Source organism: Paraburkholderia phosphatilytica, from assembly GCF_003443895.1.
Lineage (GTDB): Bacteria > Pseudomonadota > Gammaproteobacteria > Burkholderiales > Burkholderiaceae > Paraburkholderia > Paraburkholderia phosphatilytica.
This window is the reverse complement of the sequence record NZ_QQOA01000007.1, coordinates 214574-228173: the sequence shown is the minus strand read 5'-3', so window position 1 is coordinate 228173 and position 13600 is coordinate 214574. Positions and strand designations below refer to the sequence as shown.

Sequence of the window (13600 nt, the reverse complement as noted above, 5' to 3'; positions counted from 1 at the left end):
GCCTGACCTCGGGGAGCGCCGGTCTTGCCGTACAAACTACCCACCACCGCCACTGCGCCGTTCTGTCCATCGGAAGTGCAGGGCAGCGTCTTCGTGCCGCCCGGCGCGCCGCTCTGGAAGAAGATCCTGCAGTTCGCGGGGCCGGGCCTGCTGGTCTCGATCGGCTACATGGACCCGGGCAACTGGGCCACGGATATCGAAGCCGGCTCGCGCTACGGTTACAGCCTGCTGTTCGTCGTCGTGCTGTCGAGCCTCGCGGCGATGGTGCTGCAGTGCCTGTGCATGCGGCTTGGGATCGTCACCGGGCAGGATCTCGCGAAGCTCTCGAACCAGCGTTATGCACCGTGGGTGGCGCGCGTGCAGTGGATCCTGGCGGAGATCTCGATCATTGCGTGCGATCTCGCCGAAGTGCTCGGCGGCGCGCTCGCGTTCCATCTGCTGCTGAAGTGCTCGCTGCTGGTGGGCGTGATCCTCACCGCGTTCGACACGGTGATCGTGCTGGGCCTGCAGGGCAAGAAATTCCGCGACCTCGAGGCGATCATCCTCGGCCTGATCGCGACCATTGGGCTCGGCTATGTCGTCGAGCTCGCGCTTGTGAAGCCGCACTGGCCCGCGGTGTTCGCGGGGCTGGTGCCGTCATGGAGCGCGCTCGACTCGCGCGAGCCGCTGTATCTCGCGATCGGCATTCTCGGCGCCACCGTGATGCCGCACAACCTGTATCTGCATTCGTCGATCGTGCAGACCCGCGCGGTCAAGCGCGATCATGCCGGCATCGCGCAGGCGATCCGCTTCTCGCGGCTCGACACGATCGGCGCGCTGACGCTCGCACTGCTGATCAACGCGGCGATCCTGATCCTCGCGGCCGCCGCGTTCCACGCGACGGGCCACAACCAGGTGACCGAAATCGAGGACGCTTACCGGCTGCTCGCGCCGATCGTCGGCACAGGCGCGGCCGCGGTGCTGTTCGCGGTCACGCTGCTGGCGTCGGGCCAGAGCTCGACCTTCACCGGCACGGTGGCGGGGCAGGTGATCATGGAAGGCTTCCTGAACCTGAAGATTCCGTGCTGGCAGCGGCGGCTCGTCACGCGCGCGCTCGCGCTGATTCCGGCGCTCATCGGCGTCGTCGTGCTGGGGAATGGCGCGGTCGGCCAGCTGCTGGTCGCGAGTCAGGTGGTGTTGAGCCTGCAGTTGCCGTTCGCGCTCTATCCGCTGATCCGGATGACGGACGATCGCGCGCTGATGGGCGCGTTCGCGAACCGCTGGCCGACGCGCATCGTCGTATGGACGCTGTTCGTGCTGATCACGGCGGCGAATCTCTGGCTGGTGGTGCAGACGGTCGGATGGATCGCCTGAGCGTCGGGCTTGCGCTCAGGCGGTCTGGACCGGGTTGAATCTGCTGGGAAACTGCTTCGGACCGGCGCGTAGTGGACTGAATGTCCGGGCGAGACTGCCGCTACGCGCGGTGTAGAGCCGGGTTGAATCCCGGGTTGAAACCTGTCACGCGGCTTCGGGGATCGTGATGGTTTCGGCGGCGACGATCTGTTCGACCGGCGGCACCACTTCTTCCACTTCGACGGTAACCGGCGTCACGATGACGGTCGGTTGCGCGGCTTCCTTCGCGGCGGCCTTCTTCGTCTTGCCGGCACGCGACGGCGGCTGGCATGCGCCGCACACGACGTTGTTCTGCAGGTCGTGCTTATGAGCGACGAACTTGCCGCTGCAACGGCAGCACGGCGTCAGCTGCAGGATCTCAGCGTCGAAGAAGCGCACCAGCGTCCACGCGCGGGTCAGGTCGAGCACCGGCTCCGTGTCGCTGTGCTTGCAGTGCTCGAGGTACAGACGAAAACCCTTCGTCAGCGCGTCGAGGTGCGAGCATTGCGCTTCGTTCTTCAGGAACAGGTACGTGTTGTAGAACAGCGACGCGTGGATGTTCGCGAGCCACGTCATGTACCAGTCCGCCGAGAAGGGCAGCATGCCCTTCGGCGGCGATACACCCTTCACTTCGCGGTACAGGCGGATCATGCGGTCGCGGGAAAGCGTGAGTTCGCTTTCGAGGACCTGCATGCGGGCGCCGAGTTCGATCAGGGCGATCGCGCGGAACACGTCGGCTGCGTCTTCCGTGAGGCTGCGCTTGAGCATGGCCGTCTCCGTCCGGTTACGCGAACTGTTCCGCGGGCTGACCTGCGAGCAGGATCGCCGCGTGCGTCGAAGCAACCTCTGCGTGCTTCGTGGTCTGCGTCAACGCCGACAGCATCGTGTGGTCGTTGAAGCGGAAGAAGCACAGGAGCTGGTCCGAACTCGCCAGCTTGACGACCTGCGCCAGCGAAAGGCCGGACAGCAGATCAGCCATCTGCGACGACAGACCAAGGCGGAACATGCCCACCGCCTTGTCCTCACGCAGCATGCGCTGCGCAAGCATGATGTAGGAAAGATTGATTTCGCGGATTGAATCCAGCGTCTCGCTGCTACGGTCCATTTTGAAAGATTCCGAAGCCCCGATGTCATCTTCGGCATTTTTTGCCGTTATCTTTTATGCCCTTGCCGGTCGGTAAAATCTGCCGGACTTGTTACATCCCGCCGATACAACTTGTTACATGTCGTAACAGCGTTGAGCGAATTGTATGAAGGTGTTTTTGATAAAGCAATACCTATCTCAAAATTTTTTTCGAAAAAACCACAGCGCCATTCGGCAAAATTTTCCGCTGTCAAAAATAAAACATAAAAGGCAATTTCGGGCGCCATTACTGGAGCACTTTTTCGCGCGGAAACCCTTATACAGCAAGGCTTTATGCGGATTGGTGAAAACCCTGCTTCAAACAGGCTATGAAAAGGAAAATCAGCTTCAGAGCAGAAAGGCGCTAGAAAGCAGGCAAGATTTTCGGTAAAAATGACGCCGCTTTCGTGGTCAGACGAAAAGTATCCGACCCATAATTTTGAGCGGCGGGTTTGTATCATCGCGGTGCAGATTTGTAACTCTCGGGTCGAACCCTTAGACACAGGTCGTTACAAGTGACGTTTGTTATAGACAAACTGGTTAGCCAAAAACGCGAAAATTGTGGCTAAAAAGTGTATTTATAGGCGTTTTAGGTGGGGTCACTGTAGGGATTTGCTGATTTTTCGGTAAGTTCGCCCGTTTCGAACTGACGATGGACTGGCGGCGAACGGGGCGTGGATGCGCGTGGCAGGGGGTGCCCGGCACGTGTTACGGCAGGACGGCGGGCCGCCGCTGGCGGCCGCGGAGGAAGGATGCGGGGGAGTTACTCGGCGTCGTGGAAGATCACGCCGAGCGTATGGCGGTGGCCTGCGCGCAGGCGGCTCACGCCATGGCGCAGGTTCACGCGGTAGACGCCGCGGGTGCCTTGCACCGGGCGGTGGTGCACAGCGAACACGACGCCATCGCCCTGCGCGAGCGGTACGACCTCGGCGCGCGACTGCATCCGCGGCCGCTGCTCGGTCATCACGAACTCGCCGCCGCTGAAGTCGCGGCCGGGTTCGGACAGCAGGATCGCGATCTGTAACGGAAACACGTGCTCGCCGTACAGGTCCTGGTGGAGGCAGTTGTAGTCGCCGGGGCCGTATTGCAGCAATAACGGCGTCGGGCGGCGCTGGCCGGCCGCGTGGCAGCGCGCGACGAACGCTTCGTGCGCGGGCGGGTAGCGCGTGTCGATATTCATCGTGGCGTTCCAGCGGTTCGCGATCGGCGCGAGATGCGGATACGCGGCAGTGCGCAGCGCGCCGACCAGATCGGGCAGCGGATAGCGGAAGTAACGGTACTCGCCGCGCCCGAAGCCGTGGCGCGCCATCACGACGCGGCTGCGGAACACGTCGTCATCCGTGTAGAGCGCGCTCAGCGCCTGGCAGTCGGCGGGATCGAGCAGGTTCGGCAGGGTCGCGCAGCCGAACGCGTCGAGCTCGCCGCCGACGCGCGGCCAGTCGAGCGCGTCGATCCGTTGCGCGATGGTTTCGATGGTTCTCGCGGACTGCGGGCGAGGGTGGCGGCTGGACGCTCGTGCGGTTTCTGAGGCCGTCGTGGTGTCGTCGACGTCGTCTGTCGGCAGGGAGAGCTGGTGCATATCGGGTCCGTGCAAGGGAGATGCTGATGAACCCAGTGTACGGATCCCGCGAGCCGCGGACACTCCACCGCTTGCTCTCTCATTCGACGCCAACGTGCCGCAACCTCCGCCGCGGGCGATGCAGCACGCCGCGGTGCGCTGCCGTGCGCGCCGCGTCCTGCGGCTGCGGCGGCAGATCCGTCGGACGGTCGATCGGCTCGCCGGGAAACAGGGTCGCGTAGCGGTTCGCGAGTTCGTTGGCCGTTTCCGCCGCCTTGCGCCATTGCTGGATGCGCCGGTGCGCTTCGGTCAGCCGCTCGACGCCGCGGTGCGAGACGTCCGCGCGCGAGCCGCCGGACGCTGCGATCTGGCGCGCCACGTCGGCTTCGGCGCTGGCTTCCTGGGCGGTCCAGTAGCGTTCGCCTTCTTTCGCGCGCCACCACGCCTGCCCGACGATGCAGCGGTACGACGCGCGGCGGATCCTGAGCCGCGCATGCCGGAAGTCTTCGCCGCCCGCGTTTGCGTTTTCAACGGCGGCGAGCGGCGGCGCATCGGCATGGTTTGCCAAAGCGGCGCCGGCATGACCCGTATCGAACTGATGCAGCAGGAACCGGTACGCGCACAGCTCGCTGATCAGGATCGTCACGGTGTTCTCGACCTGGTTCGGCTCGAACTCGATCAGGTCGCGCACCGCCTTGCGCGCGCTTTCGAGCATCAGGAACTGCATGTAGAGCACGGTCGCGAGCCCTTCGTGCCATGCGTCGTGCGGCTTGCCGCCGGTGGTGGGCGCGGGGATGCGCGAGAGATTGCGCAGCGCGTCCTTCATCGCCTTCAGGTAGGTGTAGAACGCGGTCACGTTGGTGACGACGTTCGCGTCGAGCGCGCGCAGGTCGCTCGCGTTCTGGTCGAACACGGGCGTGTAGGTCTCGTTGCTCGGCTCGTGATCGAACGGGTGACGGATCCGCTCGATCAGTTCCGGGTCCGGCGCGCGGCGGTTGCCGAGATCGGCGTTGAACGCGTCGACGTAGCGGCGCGCGAGATCGACGATCGTGAACACGCGGCAGAGTGTGGTGATCTCGCACGCGAACAGATCGACCACGCCGAGCCGCGCGCTGCCCGACTGGTAGGCCCAGCCCATCACGCCGCAGCCGATCGCGAAGACGACGCTCACGAACGGCCCGCTATCGACGATCGCGTCGCTTGCGAGCGCCATCCACGACCTGACGCTGTGCGGCCGGGCGGGGTCGGCGGGCGTGGCGTCCCAGATGATGCGCGCCGCCTCGAAGAACACCGCGAACACGAAGCAGAACGCGACGGCATAGAGCGTGAGCGACACGATCAGACGCAGGTCGGCGACGTGGCGCGAGCCCAGCAGCCGGTTGAGCGTCGCGGCCGAGCCGTCCTCGCGCAGGTGCCGCACGATCTTGACCGGCGACAGGATTTCGGAGAGGGCCATGCTTGCCTCCTGCTGACGACGTGCGACCGGTGTTGCGATTTGCTGTGCGAACCGCAGCGTGGCGCATGGCGAGGCTGTCCGCGGCCGCGCCATGCGCCGGAGCGCATCGTGCGCGCTCGCGGCGCCGTCCGCCCCGATGATTAGACGGCGAGCGGCGGGAGGGTTTTGAACGGCGGTTTCAAGCAGGCCGACAAACAGGCAGACAAAAGAACGACTAGGCCTGCGCGTTCTCCTTAGCCGCATACGCGCGCAACGCTTCCGCGGTCGCTGCATCGGCGGGAAAGAACGCCTCGATCGCGAGTTCGGACAGCGTGACGTCGACCGGCGTGCCGAAAACCGTCGTCGTACTGAAGAATGATAGTAGGCCCAGCGGCGTGCGCATCCTGAGCGGCACCGCGATCTGGCTCATCGCGGCGGCAGCGGGGTCGTCGTTTGCCGTGGCGTCCGCATGCGGCGGCGTCGCATAGGCGGCGAGTTCCTCGCGCAACGCGGCAAGCGTGGCGTTGCCGCTCACGTCGATCTGCCGCTGCAGGCGGGCGAGGATGTGTTCGCGCCACGCATGCCAGTTGACGATCGAACCGGCGAGACCGTCCGGATGCAGGCTCAGGCGCAGCGCATTGACCGGCGGTGCGAGCAGCTTTGGGTCGGCGCCCGCGACGAGCGGCGCGAGCGCGGCATTCGCGGCGACGATCGTCCAGTGCCGGTCGATCGCGAGCGCCGGATACGGCTCGTGTCCCTTCAGCACGAGTTCGATCGCGTGGCGCGCGCTGTCGAGCTGCGGATCGTCGAGCGGCCGCTCGCGGAACATCGGCGCGTAGCCGGCCGCGACCAGCAGCGCGTTGCGCGCGCGCAGCGGCACCTCGAGCCGTTCGGCCAGATGCATCACCATCTCGCGGCTCGGCAGCGCGCGGCCCGATTCGACGAAGCTCAGGTGGCGCGTCGAGATTTCCGCTTCGGATGCGAGCAGCAGCTGGCTCATGCGGCGACGCTGGCGCCATTCGCGCAGCATTTCGCCGACCGTGCGGCTGACGGAAGCGGCAGATAAAGCAGACGAAGCAGACGAAGCCGGCGACGGTGCGCCGTGCGGAAACGGGATCGTGTTCATGTTGCCGATGATAGTCAAACGCCGCCGCGATTCCATTACCTCATGAGTAATCGACCCGCGGCCTCCGATCGACGACGCTTCGATCTGTGCCGACGCGTTTCCTGCTCCGCAACAACGCGAAGCAACGCGCCGAGCCGCTCTTCGTCAACCTGCTGCAAGGAGTCTGTGATGACTACGCATACCGATCTGATCGACCGCTACTTCGATGCCTGGAACGAGACCGATACCACGAAGCGCCGCGCGCTGATCGCGGCGACGTGGACCGTGGATGGCGCCTATGTGGATCCGCTGCTGTCCGGCGATGGCCATGAAGGCATCGACGCGATGATCCACGCCGTGCATGGGCGCTTTCCCGGCCACACGTTCCGCCGCACGACGCAGGTGGACGGCTTCGCGAACCGGGTGCGCTTTTCGTGGGAACTGACGACGCCGGACGGCAACCCGATCGTGAAGGGCTCCGATTTCGGCGTGGTCGATGACGGCGGACGGCTGCAGGCCGTCACCGGTTTTCTGGACGCGCCGCCGGCCGCGGCGTGACTTACGAGGCAGCCTGCTCGTGCACGACGTCGGCGGTGTCCGCAACCTCGGCAACTTCAGCGGCGGCGTGCGCGCTGTCACCGGCCAGCGCGAGCTGCGCTGGAGCCGCTACAGCCGGCACGGCGGCCGCCGCGCTGCCGTCGCGCCGCGTGAGCTTGCCGTCGATGGCCGCGCCGACGTCCATCCGCAGCTGCTGGTACAGGATGTTGCCGGTCACGTACGCATTCGGCTGCAGCTCGACGAAATGCTCCGCATAGACGTCGCCGACGATGCGGCCGTTCACGATCACGTCGTAGCCGTGCACGTTGCCTTCGACCGAGCCGCGGTCGCTCAGCACCAGCAGCGTCTGCGTGCCGCTCTTGCCGATCACGTTGCCCTTCACGTGGCCGTCGAGACGCAGACCGTCGCTGAATTCGAGATCCCCCGTGATGCGCACGTCGTGCGCGACGAGCGTCGCGAGCTTGGTCTGCTGGATGACGCCAGGCTTCGTTTTCCTGAACATGGATACGACCTTCGATAGAGTGAAACAGCGGCGTCGTGAGGGCGACGCCGTGGCCCGCGGGCAGCGCGCTTCGCGCGGCGCCCGCATCGCTCAGCGCGGCTTGTTCGCCTCGCCGCGCAGAAACTTCAGTTCGGTGTCGAGCCGGCTCGCTTCGGCCGCCGACGCATCCGCGCTCTTCTGCACGGCCGCGCGCGACGCCTTTTCCTGCGCGAGCGCGAGCCGCGTGCGTTCGAGTTCGGCTTCGACATCACCGGGCGCGGACAGCGTGGCAGCTGGCAGCGCCGGCGCCGCGCAGGGCGCCGCCGCCGGCTCGCTGTGCGCGAAAGCGCTTGTGCCTGCGCCGCGCAGCTGCCATGCATGCATCGACAACGCGCCGCCCGCGAGTCCGAGCAGCAGCAGCCCGACCGGCACGCCGACACGCATGAACGCGGGCCGTACCTGCCGCAGCGCGTAGCTGCGCTGCGACAGATGCAGTGCGCGGCGGTCGCGCGGATTGCGCTTCGTCGCGTTAGCCATGCGGGCCGGCGCCGAACAGCGCGAGATAGGTGACGGGATCGACGGGCGCACCGTCCACCAGCACTTCGAAATGCAGATGCGGACCGGTCGAGCGGCCGGTCGTGCCGACCAGCGCGATCGGCTGGCGCGGCAGCACGATGTCGCCGGCTTTCACGAGCAGCTTCGATGCGTGGCCGTAGCGCGTCATCAGCCCGTTGCCGTGATCGATCTCGACCGCGTTGCCGTAGCCGGTCTTCTCGCCGGCGAATACGACGCGGCCGCCCGCTGTCGCGAGGATCGGCGTGCCGGAGGGCGCGACGAGGTCGACGCCGGGATGAAAGCTGAGGTGTCCTGTGAACGGGTCGATGCGGTTGCCGAACGGCGAGCCGAGGCGCGCGCCGTCCACCGGCATGCGGCCGGGAAACGCGGTGTACGCGAGCGCGTCCTGCGAGGTCAGCTGTTCGAGCAGCGACAGCTCCACGGACAGACAGTCGATCTGCTGCTGCGTCGCCGCCGCGTTCAGATGCGCCGAGAGCCACGTGCCGCGCGGGCACGGACGCGGCGGCAGTAGCGGGCCGCCTTCGCCGTCGTCGTCGCTCGCGGTGTCGGGATTGCCTGGTTGTGCGGACGAAGCGGCGTTCGGGTCGCGCGCGCGCAGCGCTGCGCCGGAGCCGGTACCGCCCGCGGCTGCGCTTGCCGACGCGGCGGCTGCAGCTGCAGCCATACGACGGCTCAACGCCAGCCGTTGCGCGCCAGTCGAGGTGGCCGCGGGCGCCTTGCCGCCGAGCCGCGACTGGAAGCTGCCGAGCGCGTCCACCTGGCTGCCGAGCCGTTCGATGCGCGGTCCGAGCTGCGACAGCTGCGCGTCGAGCCGGCCGAGCTGGTCGATCGTGTAGTCGTGTTCGAGGCTGGGTTTCGTCGGCACGACTTCGCGCTTCGTCGAAGCAAGATGAAGGCCGATCACGATACCGGCGGCAAGTGACACCGCCGTGGCGACGCCGGCCGCGGCCAGCGCGAAGTGCGCGGCCGCGCGGCGCGTGATGAAGCTGACCTCGCCGTGGCTCAACGTGCGGGATGTGCCGAAGATCGAAGCCATCAGCGCCTCTCCCCGGACGTGGGGCAGTGCCCGGCCAGGGGCAACGGGGACAGCGGAAACAGGAAGGAATGCATACGGGTCGTCACGAACGTGGCTCTCGCGCGCTGCGTCGCTGTGAAGGGGGAAAACTGAACCCGTGATTGTCACCCAGGTCCGGCGGAATCCGTCTCAAATTTAAGTCGCGCAATGTGCGCTGCATAGCCATACGGCCTTACACAATGCCGTCCATTCAGCACAAACCCTGAACAGAGCGAACCATAACAACACTTGTTATGATCCTATCAAGTGATGTACAGTGAATGAGAACAACCGATCAGCGGTAAGTGTGCATTGCACCATTTTTGCCGCGCTCTTCGTGGTCTCAACGGACGTCTCATGCCTGAAGTCTCCATTCCGAGTTCGTCGGTCGTCGCGCTGCATCGCGGCACGACGGCCCATCCGGTGCGCAACCCCGGCCTGCCGTTCGATGCGTCCTGGCTCGACGGCCTGCGCGTCAACCAGTCGGCGGTCGAACGCCGTACCGCCACGCTCGCCACGCGCCGCACCGTCAAGAAGGATGCGCAGGCCGCCTGGCTGCTGAAAGCGGTCTCGTGCATCGACCTCACCACGCTCAACGGCGACGACACCGAAGGCCGCGTGCGGCGCCTGTGCGCGAAAGCCCGCCAGCCGGTGCGCGCCGATCTGCTCGACGCGCTCGGCGTCGCGCCGCACGAGCTGACCACGGGCGCCGTCTGCGTCTATCACCGCTTCGTCGCAGCCGCGGTCGATGCACTGGCCGGCAGCGGCATCCCGGTCGCGGCGGTCTCCACCGGCTTTCCCGCCGGCCTGATCCCGCATCCGCTGAAGCTGAAGGAGATCGAGGCTTCGGTGGCGGACGGCGCACGGGAAATCGACATCGTCGTCACGCGCGAATATGTGCTGACCGGCAACTGGCAGGCGCTCTACGACGAGGTGCGCGACTTCCGCGCCGCCTGCGGGCCGGCGCACCTGAAAGCGATCCTCGCGACGGGCGACATCCGCACGCTGTCGAACGTGGCGCGCGCATCGATGGTGTGCATGATGGCCGGCGCGGATTTCATCAAGACGTCAACCGGCAAGGAAGGCGTCAACGCGACGCTCGACGTGTCGCTCGTGATGGTGCGGATGATCCGCGAGTATCTGGAGCGCACCGGCATCCTGATCGGCTTCAAGCCGGCGGGCGGCGTGTCGAACGCGAAGACCGCGCTGTCTTACCAGATCCTGATGAAGGAAGAGCTGGGGCGGCCGTGGCTCGAACCGGAGCTGTTCCGCTTCGGCGCGTCGAGCCTGCTCGCGGATATCGAGCGGCAGCTCGAGCACCACGTGAGCGGCCGCTATTCCGCGTTCCATCGCCATCCCGTCGCGTGACGCGCCGGCAGCACCTGCACCGAGACCAACCGAACCGATTCAGCCCATGAGCGTAGCCGAGTATTTTTCATCGATGGACTACGGTCCCGCACCCGAGGACGACGCGCCCGCGCGCGCATGGCTTGCGCAGCACGACGCGAGCTTCGGGCATTTCATCGACGGCGCGTGGCACGCGCCGCAGTCGGGCGAGCGCTTCGCGTCGCATGCGCCCGCCAGCGGCGAGCTGCTCGCGCAGATCGCGCAGGGCGACAGCGCCGACGTCGACGCGGCAGTGACCGCCGCGCGCGCCGCGCAGCCCGGCTGGCTCGCGCTGGGCGGCCATGGCCGCGCGCGTCACCTGTATGCGCTCGCACGCATGGTGCAGCGGCACAGCCGCCTGTTCGCGGTGCTCGAAGCGCTCGACAACGGCAAGCCGATCCGCGAAACGCGCGACATCGACATTCCGCTCGTCGCGCGCCACTTCCTGCATCACGCGGGCTGGGCGCAGCTGCAGGACGCCGAGTTCGCGGACTTCGCGCCGCTCGGCGTGATCGGCCAGATCGTGCCGTGGAATTTCCCACTGCTGATGCTCGCGTGGAAGATTGCGCCCGCCATCGCGCTCGGCAACTGCGTGGTGCTGAAGCCGGCCGAATACACGCCGCTCACTGCGCTGCTGTTCGCGGAGGTCGCGCATCGCGCCGGGCTGCCGAAGGGCGTGCTCAATGTCGTAACGGGCGACGGCCGCACGGGTGCCGCGCTCGTCGAGCATGCGGACGTCGACAAGCTCGCGTTCACCGGTTCCACTGAAGTAGGCCGGCATATCCGCCAGGTCACGGCGGGTTCGGGCAAGTCGCTGACGCTCGAACTCGGCGGCAAGTCGCCGTTCATCGTGTTCGACGACGCGGATCTGGACAGCGCCGTCGAAGGCGTGGTCGACGCGATCTGGTTCAACCAGGGGCAGGTGTGCTGCGCGGGTTCGCGGCTGCTGGTGCAGGAAGGCGTCGAGGCGCGCTTCGTCGACAAGCTGAAGCGCCGCATGGCGACGCTGCGCGTGGGCCCGTCGCTCGACAAGAGTATCGACATCGGCGCGATCGTCGATCCGGTGCAGCTCGATCGCATCACGTCGCTGGTCGAAGCGGGCCGCCGCGAAGGCGCGGAAATCTGGCAGTCGCAGTCGCCGGATCTCGATCTGCCCGGCAAGGGCTGCTTCTATCCGCCCACGCTGATCACGAACGTTGCGCCCGCATCGACGCTTGCGCAGGAAGAGATCTTCGGCCCGGTGCTGGTGACGATGAGTTTCCGCACGCCGGACGAAGCTATCGCGCTCGCGAACAACACGCGCTACGGGCTCGCCGCGAGCGTGTGGAGCGAGACCATCGGCCGTGCACTTGATGTTGCGCCGAAGCTCGCGTGCGGCGTGGTCTGGGTCAACGCAACCAATCTGTTCGACGCGGCTGTCGGGTTCGGCGGCTATCGCGAATCGGGCTATGGGCGCGAAGGCGGCCGCGAGGGCATCTACGAATATCTGAAGCCGAAGGCGTGGCTTAAGCTGCCGAAGCGCAAGGCGGTGGCGCGCAAGGCGCACGTCGAAGCGGAATACGACGCGCTCGACACGGGTCTGAATTCGAACGTCGCGCTGCTCGACCGCACGCCGAAGCTGTATATCGGCGGCAAGCAGGTGCGGCCCGACGGCGGCAACTCGCTGACGGTGCGCGCGCCGGATGGGCACGTGGTGGGCGAGGTCGGCGCGGGTAATCGCAAGGACATCCGCAACGCGGTGGCGGCGGCGCGCGGCGCGGCCGGCTGGTCGGCGACGAGCGCGCACAACCGCGCGCAGGTGCTGTACTACGTCGCGGAAAATCTCGCGGTGCGCGGCGCGGAGTTTGCTGCGCAGCTCGTCGCACGCACGGGCGTCGAGTTGAAGGATGCCGAGGCGGAAGTGGACGCGTCGATCGCGCGGTTGATGACCTACGCCGCGTGGGCCGACAAGTTCGATGGCGCGGTCCATGCTCCGCCATTGCGTGGCGTCGCGCTCGCGATGCACGAGCCGCTCGGCGTGATCGGTATTGCGTGTCCGGACGAAGCGCCGCTGCTCGGCTTCGTGTCGCTGGTGGCGCCGGCGCTCGCGATGGGCAACCGCGTGGTGGCGATTCCGAGCGAAAGCGCGCCGCTGACGGTGACGGACTTCTACCAGATCGCGGAGACCTCGGATCTGCCGGCGGGCGTGCTGAACATCGTCACTGGCGAACGCAATGCCGTGTTGCCCGCGCTCGCGCGCCACGACGACGTGGACGCAGTATGGTGTTTCGGCCATGCGGACGACGCGGCGCAGGTGGAACGCGATTCGACCGGCAACCTGAAGCGCACCTTCGTCGATCACGGCCGCCAGTTCGACTGGCACGACCGCGCGAGCGAAGGACCGCTGTGGCTGCGCCAGGCCGTGCAGGTGAAGAACGTGTGGATACCGTATGGCGACTGACACTGCCTGAGCAGGCAAGCCAACCGAACATTGGAGGAGACAACGTGCTGAAGAATCTGGACCCGCTGCTCAACGCCGACATCCTGCACGCGCTGCGCGCGATGGGACACGGCGACGAAGTCGTGATCTGCGACGCGAATTTCCCGGGCGACTCGGTCGCGCGCCAGACGGTGCTCGGCAAGCTGCTGCGGCTCGACGGCGTCGATGCGCCGCGCGCGATCCGCGCGGTGCTGTCGGTGCTGCCGCTGGATACCTTCGTCGAAGATCCGGCGTCGCGGATGGAAGTGGTCGGCGAGCCGAACACGATTCCGGCCGTGCAGCGCGAAGCGCAGGCCGAAGTGAACCAGGCGGAAGGGCGCGAGGTGCCGTTCGCGCCGATCGAACGCTTCGCTTTCTATGAGCGCGCGAAAAAAGCCTACTGCGTGATCGCGACCGGCGAGGGACGCGGCTACGGCTGCTTCGTCTTCAAGAAAGGCGTGTTCCTCGCGCCCGACGCACCGAAGGCCTGACCCG

At 66.5% G+C, this 13600-nt stretch carries 14 protein-coding genes; 5 read left to right on the top strand and 9 right to left on the bottom strand.

Annotated features, from left to right (window positions below; translation table 11 throughout):
* The first annotated feature begins 24 nt into the window (after positions 1 to 24).
* The gene (locus DVS29_RS10265; RefSeq protein ID WP_118180339.1) at positions 25 to 1353 is read left to right on the top strand and encodes an Nramp family divalent metal transporter; all 1329 of its coding nucleotides are present in this window, start codon (positions 25 to 27) and stop codon (positions 1351 to 1353) included.
* Positions 1354 to 1497: 144 nt separating this feature from the next.
* Here the strand turns inward: DVS29_RS10265 and flhC are convergent, their stop codons facing one another.
* From flhC to DVS29_RS10240, 6 genes are all read right to left on the bottom strand, one after another.
* Complete coding sequence (flhC, locus tag DVS29_RS10260; protein ID WP_118180338.1) at positions 1498 to 2139, bottom strand: flagellar transcriptional regulator FlhC; 642 nt, start codon at positions 2137 to 2139, stop codon at positions 1498 to 1500.
* A gap of 16 nt (positions 2140 to 2155) precedes the next feature.
* Entirely contained in the window at positions 2156 to 2476 is a 321-nt protein-coding gene (gene flhD, locus DVS29_RS10255) for a flagellar transcriptional regulator FlhD (RefSeq protein ID WP_118180337.1), read from the bottom strand.
* A gap of 47 nt (positions 2477 to 2523) precedes the next feature.
* Positions 2524 to 2997: a hypothetical protein gene (locus DVS29_RS36850; RefSeq protein ID WP_124800622.1), complete on the bottom strand. Its 474-nt coding sequence runs from the start codon at positions 2995 to 2997 to the stop codon at positions 2524 to 2526.
* Between the two features lie 260 nt (positions 2998 to 3257).
* Positions 3258 to 4073: a 2OG-Fe(II) oxygenase gene (locus DVS29_RS10250; RefSeq protein ID WP_118180336.1), complete on the bottom strand. Its 816-nt coding sequence runs from the start codon at positions 4071 to 4073 to the stop codon at positions 3258 to 3260.
* A gap of 79 nt (positions 4074 to 4152) precedes the next feature.
* Positions 4153 to 5508 (bottom strand): hypothetical protein, encoded by a 1356-nt coding sequence (locus DVS29_RS10245; RefSeq protein ID WP_118180335.1) that lies wholly within the window; start codon positions 5506 to 5508, stop codon positions 4153 to 4155.
* Between the two features lie 214 nt (positions 5509 to 5722).
* A complete protein-coding gene (locus tag DVS29_RS10240) occupies positions 5723 to 6613 on the bottom strand; it encodes a helix-turn-helix domain-containing protein (protein ID WP_476704096.1) in 891 nt (296 codons plus the stop codon).
* Between the two features lie 168 nt (positions 6614 to 6781).
* Between DVS29_RS10240 and DVS29_RS10235 the strand changes: the two genes are divergently transcribed.
* Positions 6782 to 7150: a nuclear transport factor 2 family protein gene (locus DVS29_RS10235; RefSeq protein ID WP_118180333.1), complete on the top strand. Its 369-nt coding sequence runs from the start codon at positions 6782 to 6784 to the stop codon at positions 7148 to 7150.
* A 1-nt stretch (position 7151) separates the two neighbouring features.
* On the opposite strand, the gene DVS29_RS10230 is transcribed toward DVS29_RS10235, so the two are convergent.
* From DVS29_RS10230 to DVS29_RS10220, 3 genes are all read right to left on the bottom strand, one after another.
* Positions 7152 to 7652, bottom strand: coding sequence for a bactofilin family protein (locus DVS29_RS10230; RefSeq protein ID WP_118180332.1), 501 nt, complete (start codon positions 7650 to 7652; stop codon positions 7152 to 7154).
* 90 nt (positions 7653 to 7742) lie between these two features.
* Positions 7743 to 8168 (bottom strand): hypothetical protein, encoded by a 426-nt coding sequence (locus DVS29_RS10225; protein WP_118180331.1) that lies wholly within the window; start codon positions 8166 to 8168, stop codon positions 7743 to 7745.
* On the bottom strand, positions 8161 to 9243 hold the full coding sequence (locus tag DVS29_RS10220; protein WP_118180330.1) for a M23 family metallopeptidase: 1083 nt from the start codon (positions 9241 to 9243) through the stop codon (positions 8161 to 8163). The genes DVS29_RS10225 and DVS29_RS10220 overlap by 8 nt, the downstream gene beginning before the upstream one ends.
* Before the next feature lie 375 nt (positions 9244 to 9618).
* Here DVS29_RS10220 and deoC point away from each other — a divergent pair, with 375 nt between their 5' ends.
* From deoC to DVS29_RS10205, 3 genes are read left to right on the top strand one after another with little or no spacing between them, the layout of a single operon-like run.
* Positions 9619 to 10629: a deoxyribose-phosphate aldolase gene (gene deoC, locus DVS29_RS10215; RefSeq protein ID WP_118180329.1), complete on the top strand. Its 1011-nt coding sequence runs from the start codon at positions 9619 to 9621 to the stop codon at positions 10627 to 10629.
* 46 nt (positions 10630 to 10675) lie between these two features.
* Positions 10676 to 13087 (top strand): aldehyde dehydrogenase family protein, encoded by a 2412-nt coding sequence (locus tag DVS29_RS10210; protein ID WP_118180328.1) that lies wholly within the window; start codon positions 10676 to 10678, stop codon positions 13085 to 13087.
* A 44-nt stretch (positions 13088 to 13131) separates the two neighbouring features.
* Positions 13132 to 13596: an RbsD/FucU family protein gene (locus DVS29_RS10205; protein ID WP_118180327.1), complete on the top strand. Its 465-nt coding sequence runs from the start codon at positions 13132 to 13134 to the stop codon at positions 13594 to 13596.
* Positions 13597 to 13600 lie beyond the last annotated feature (4 nt).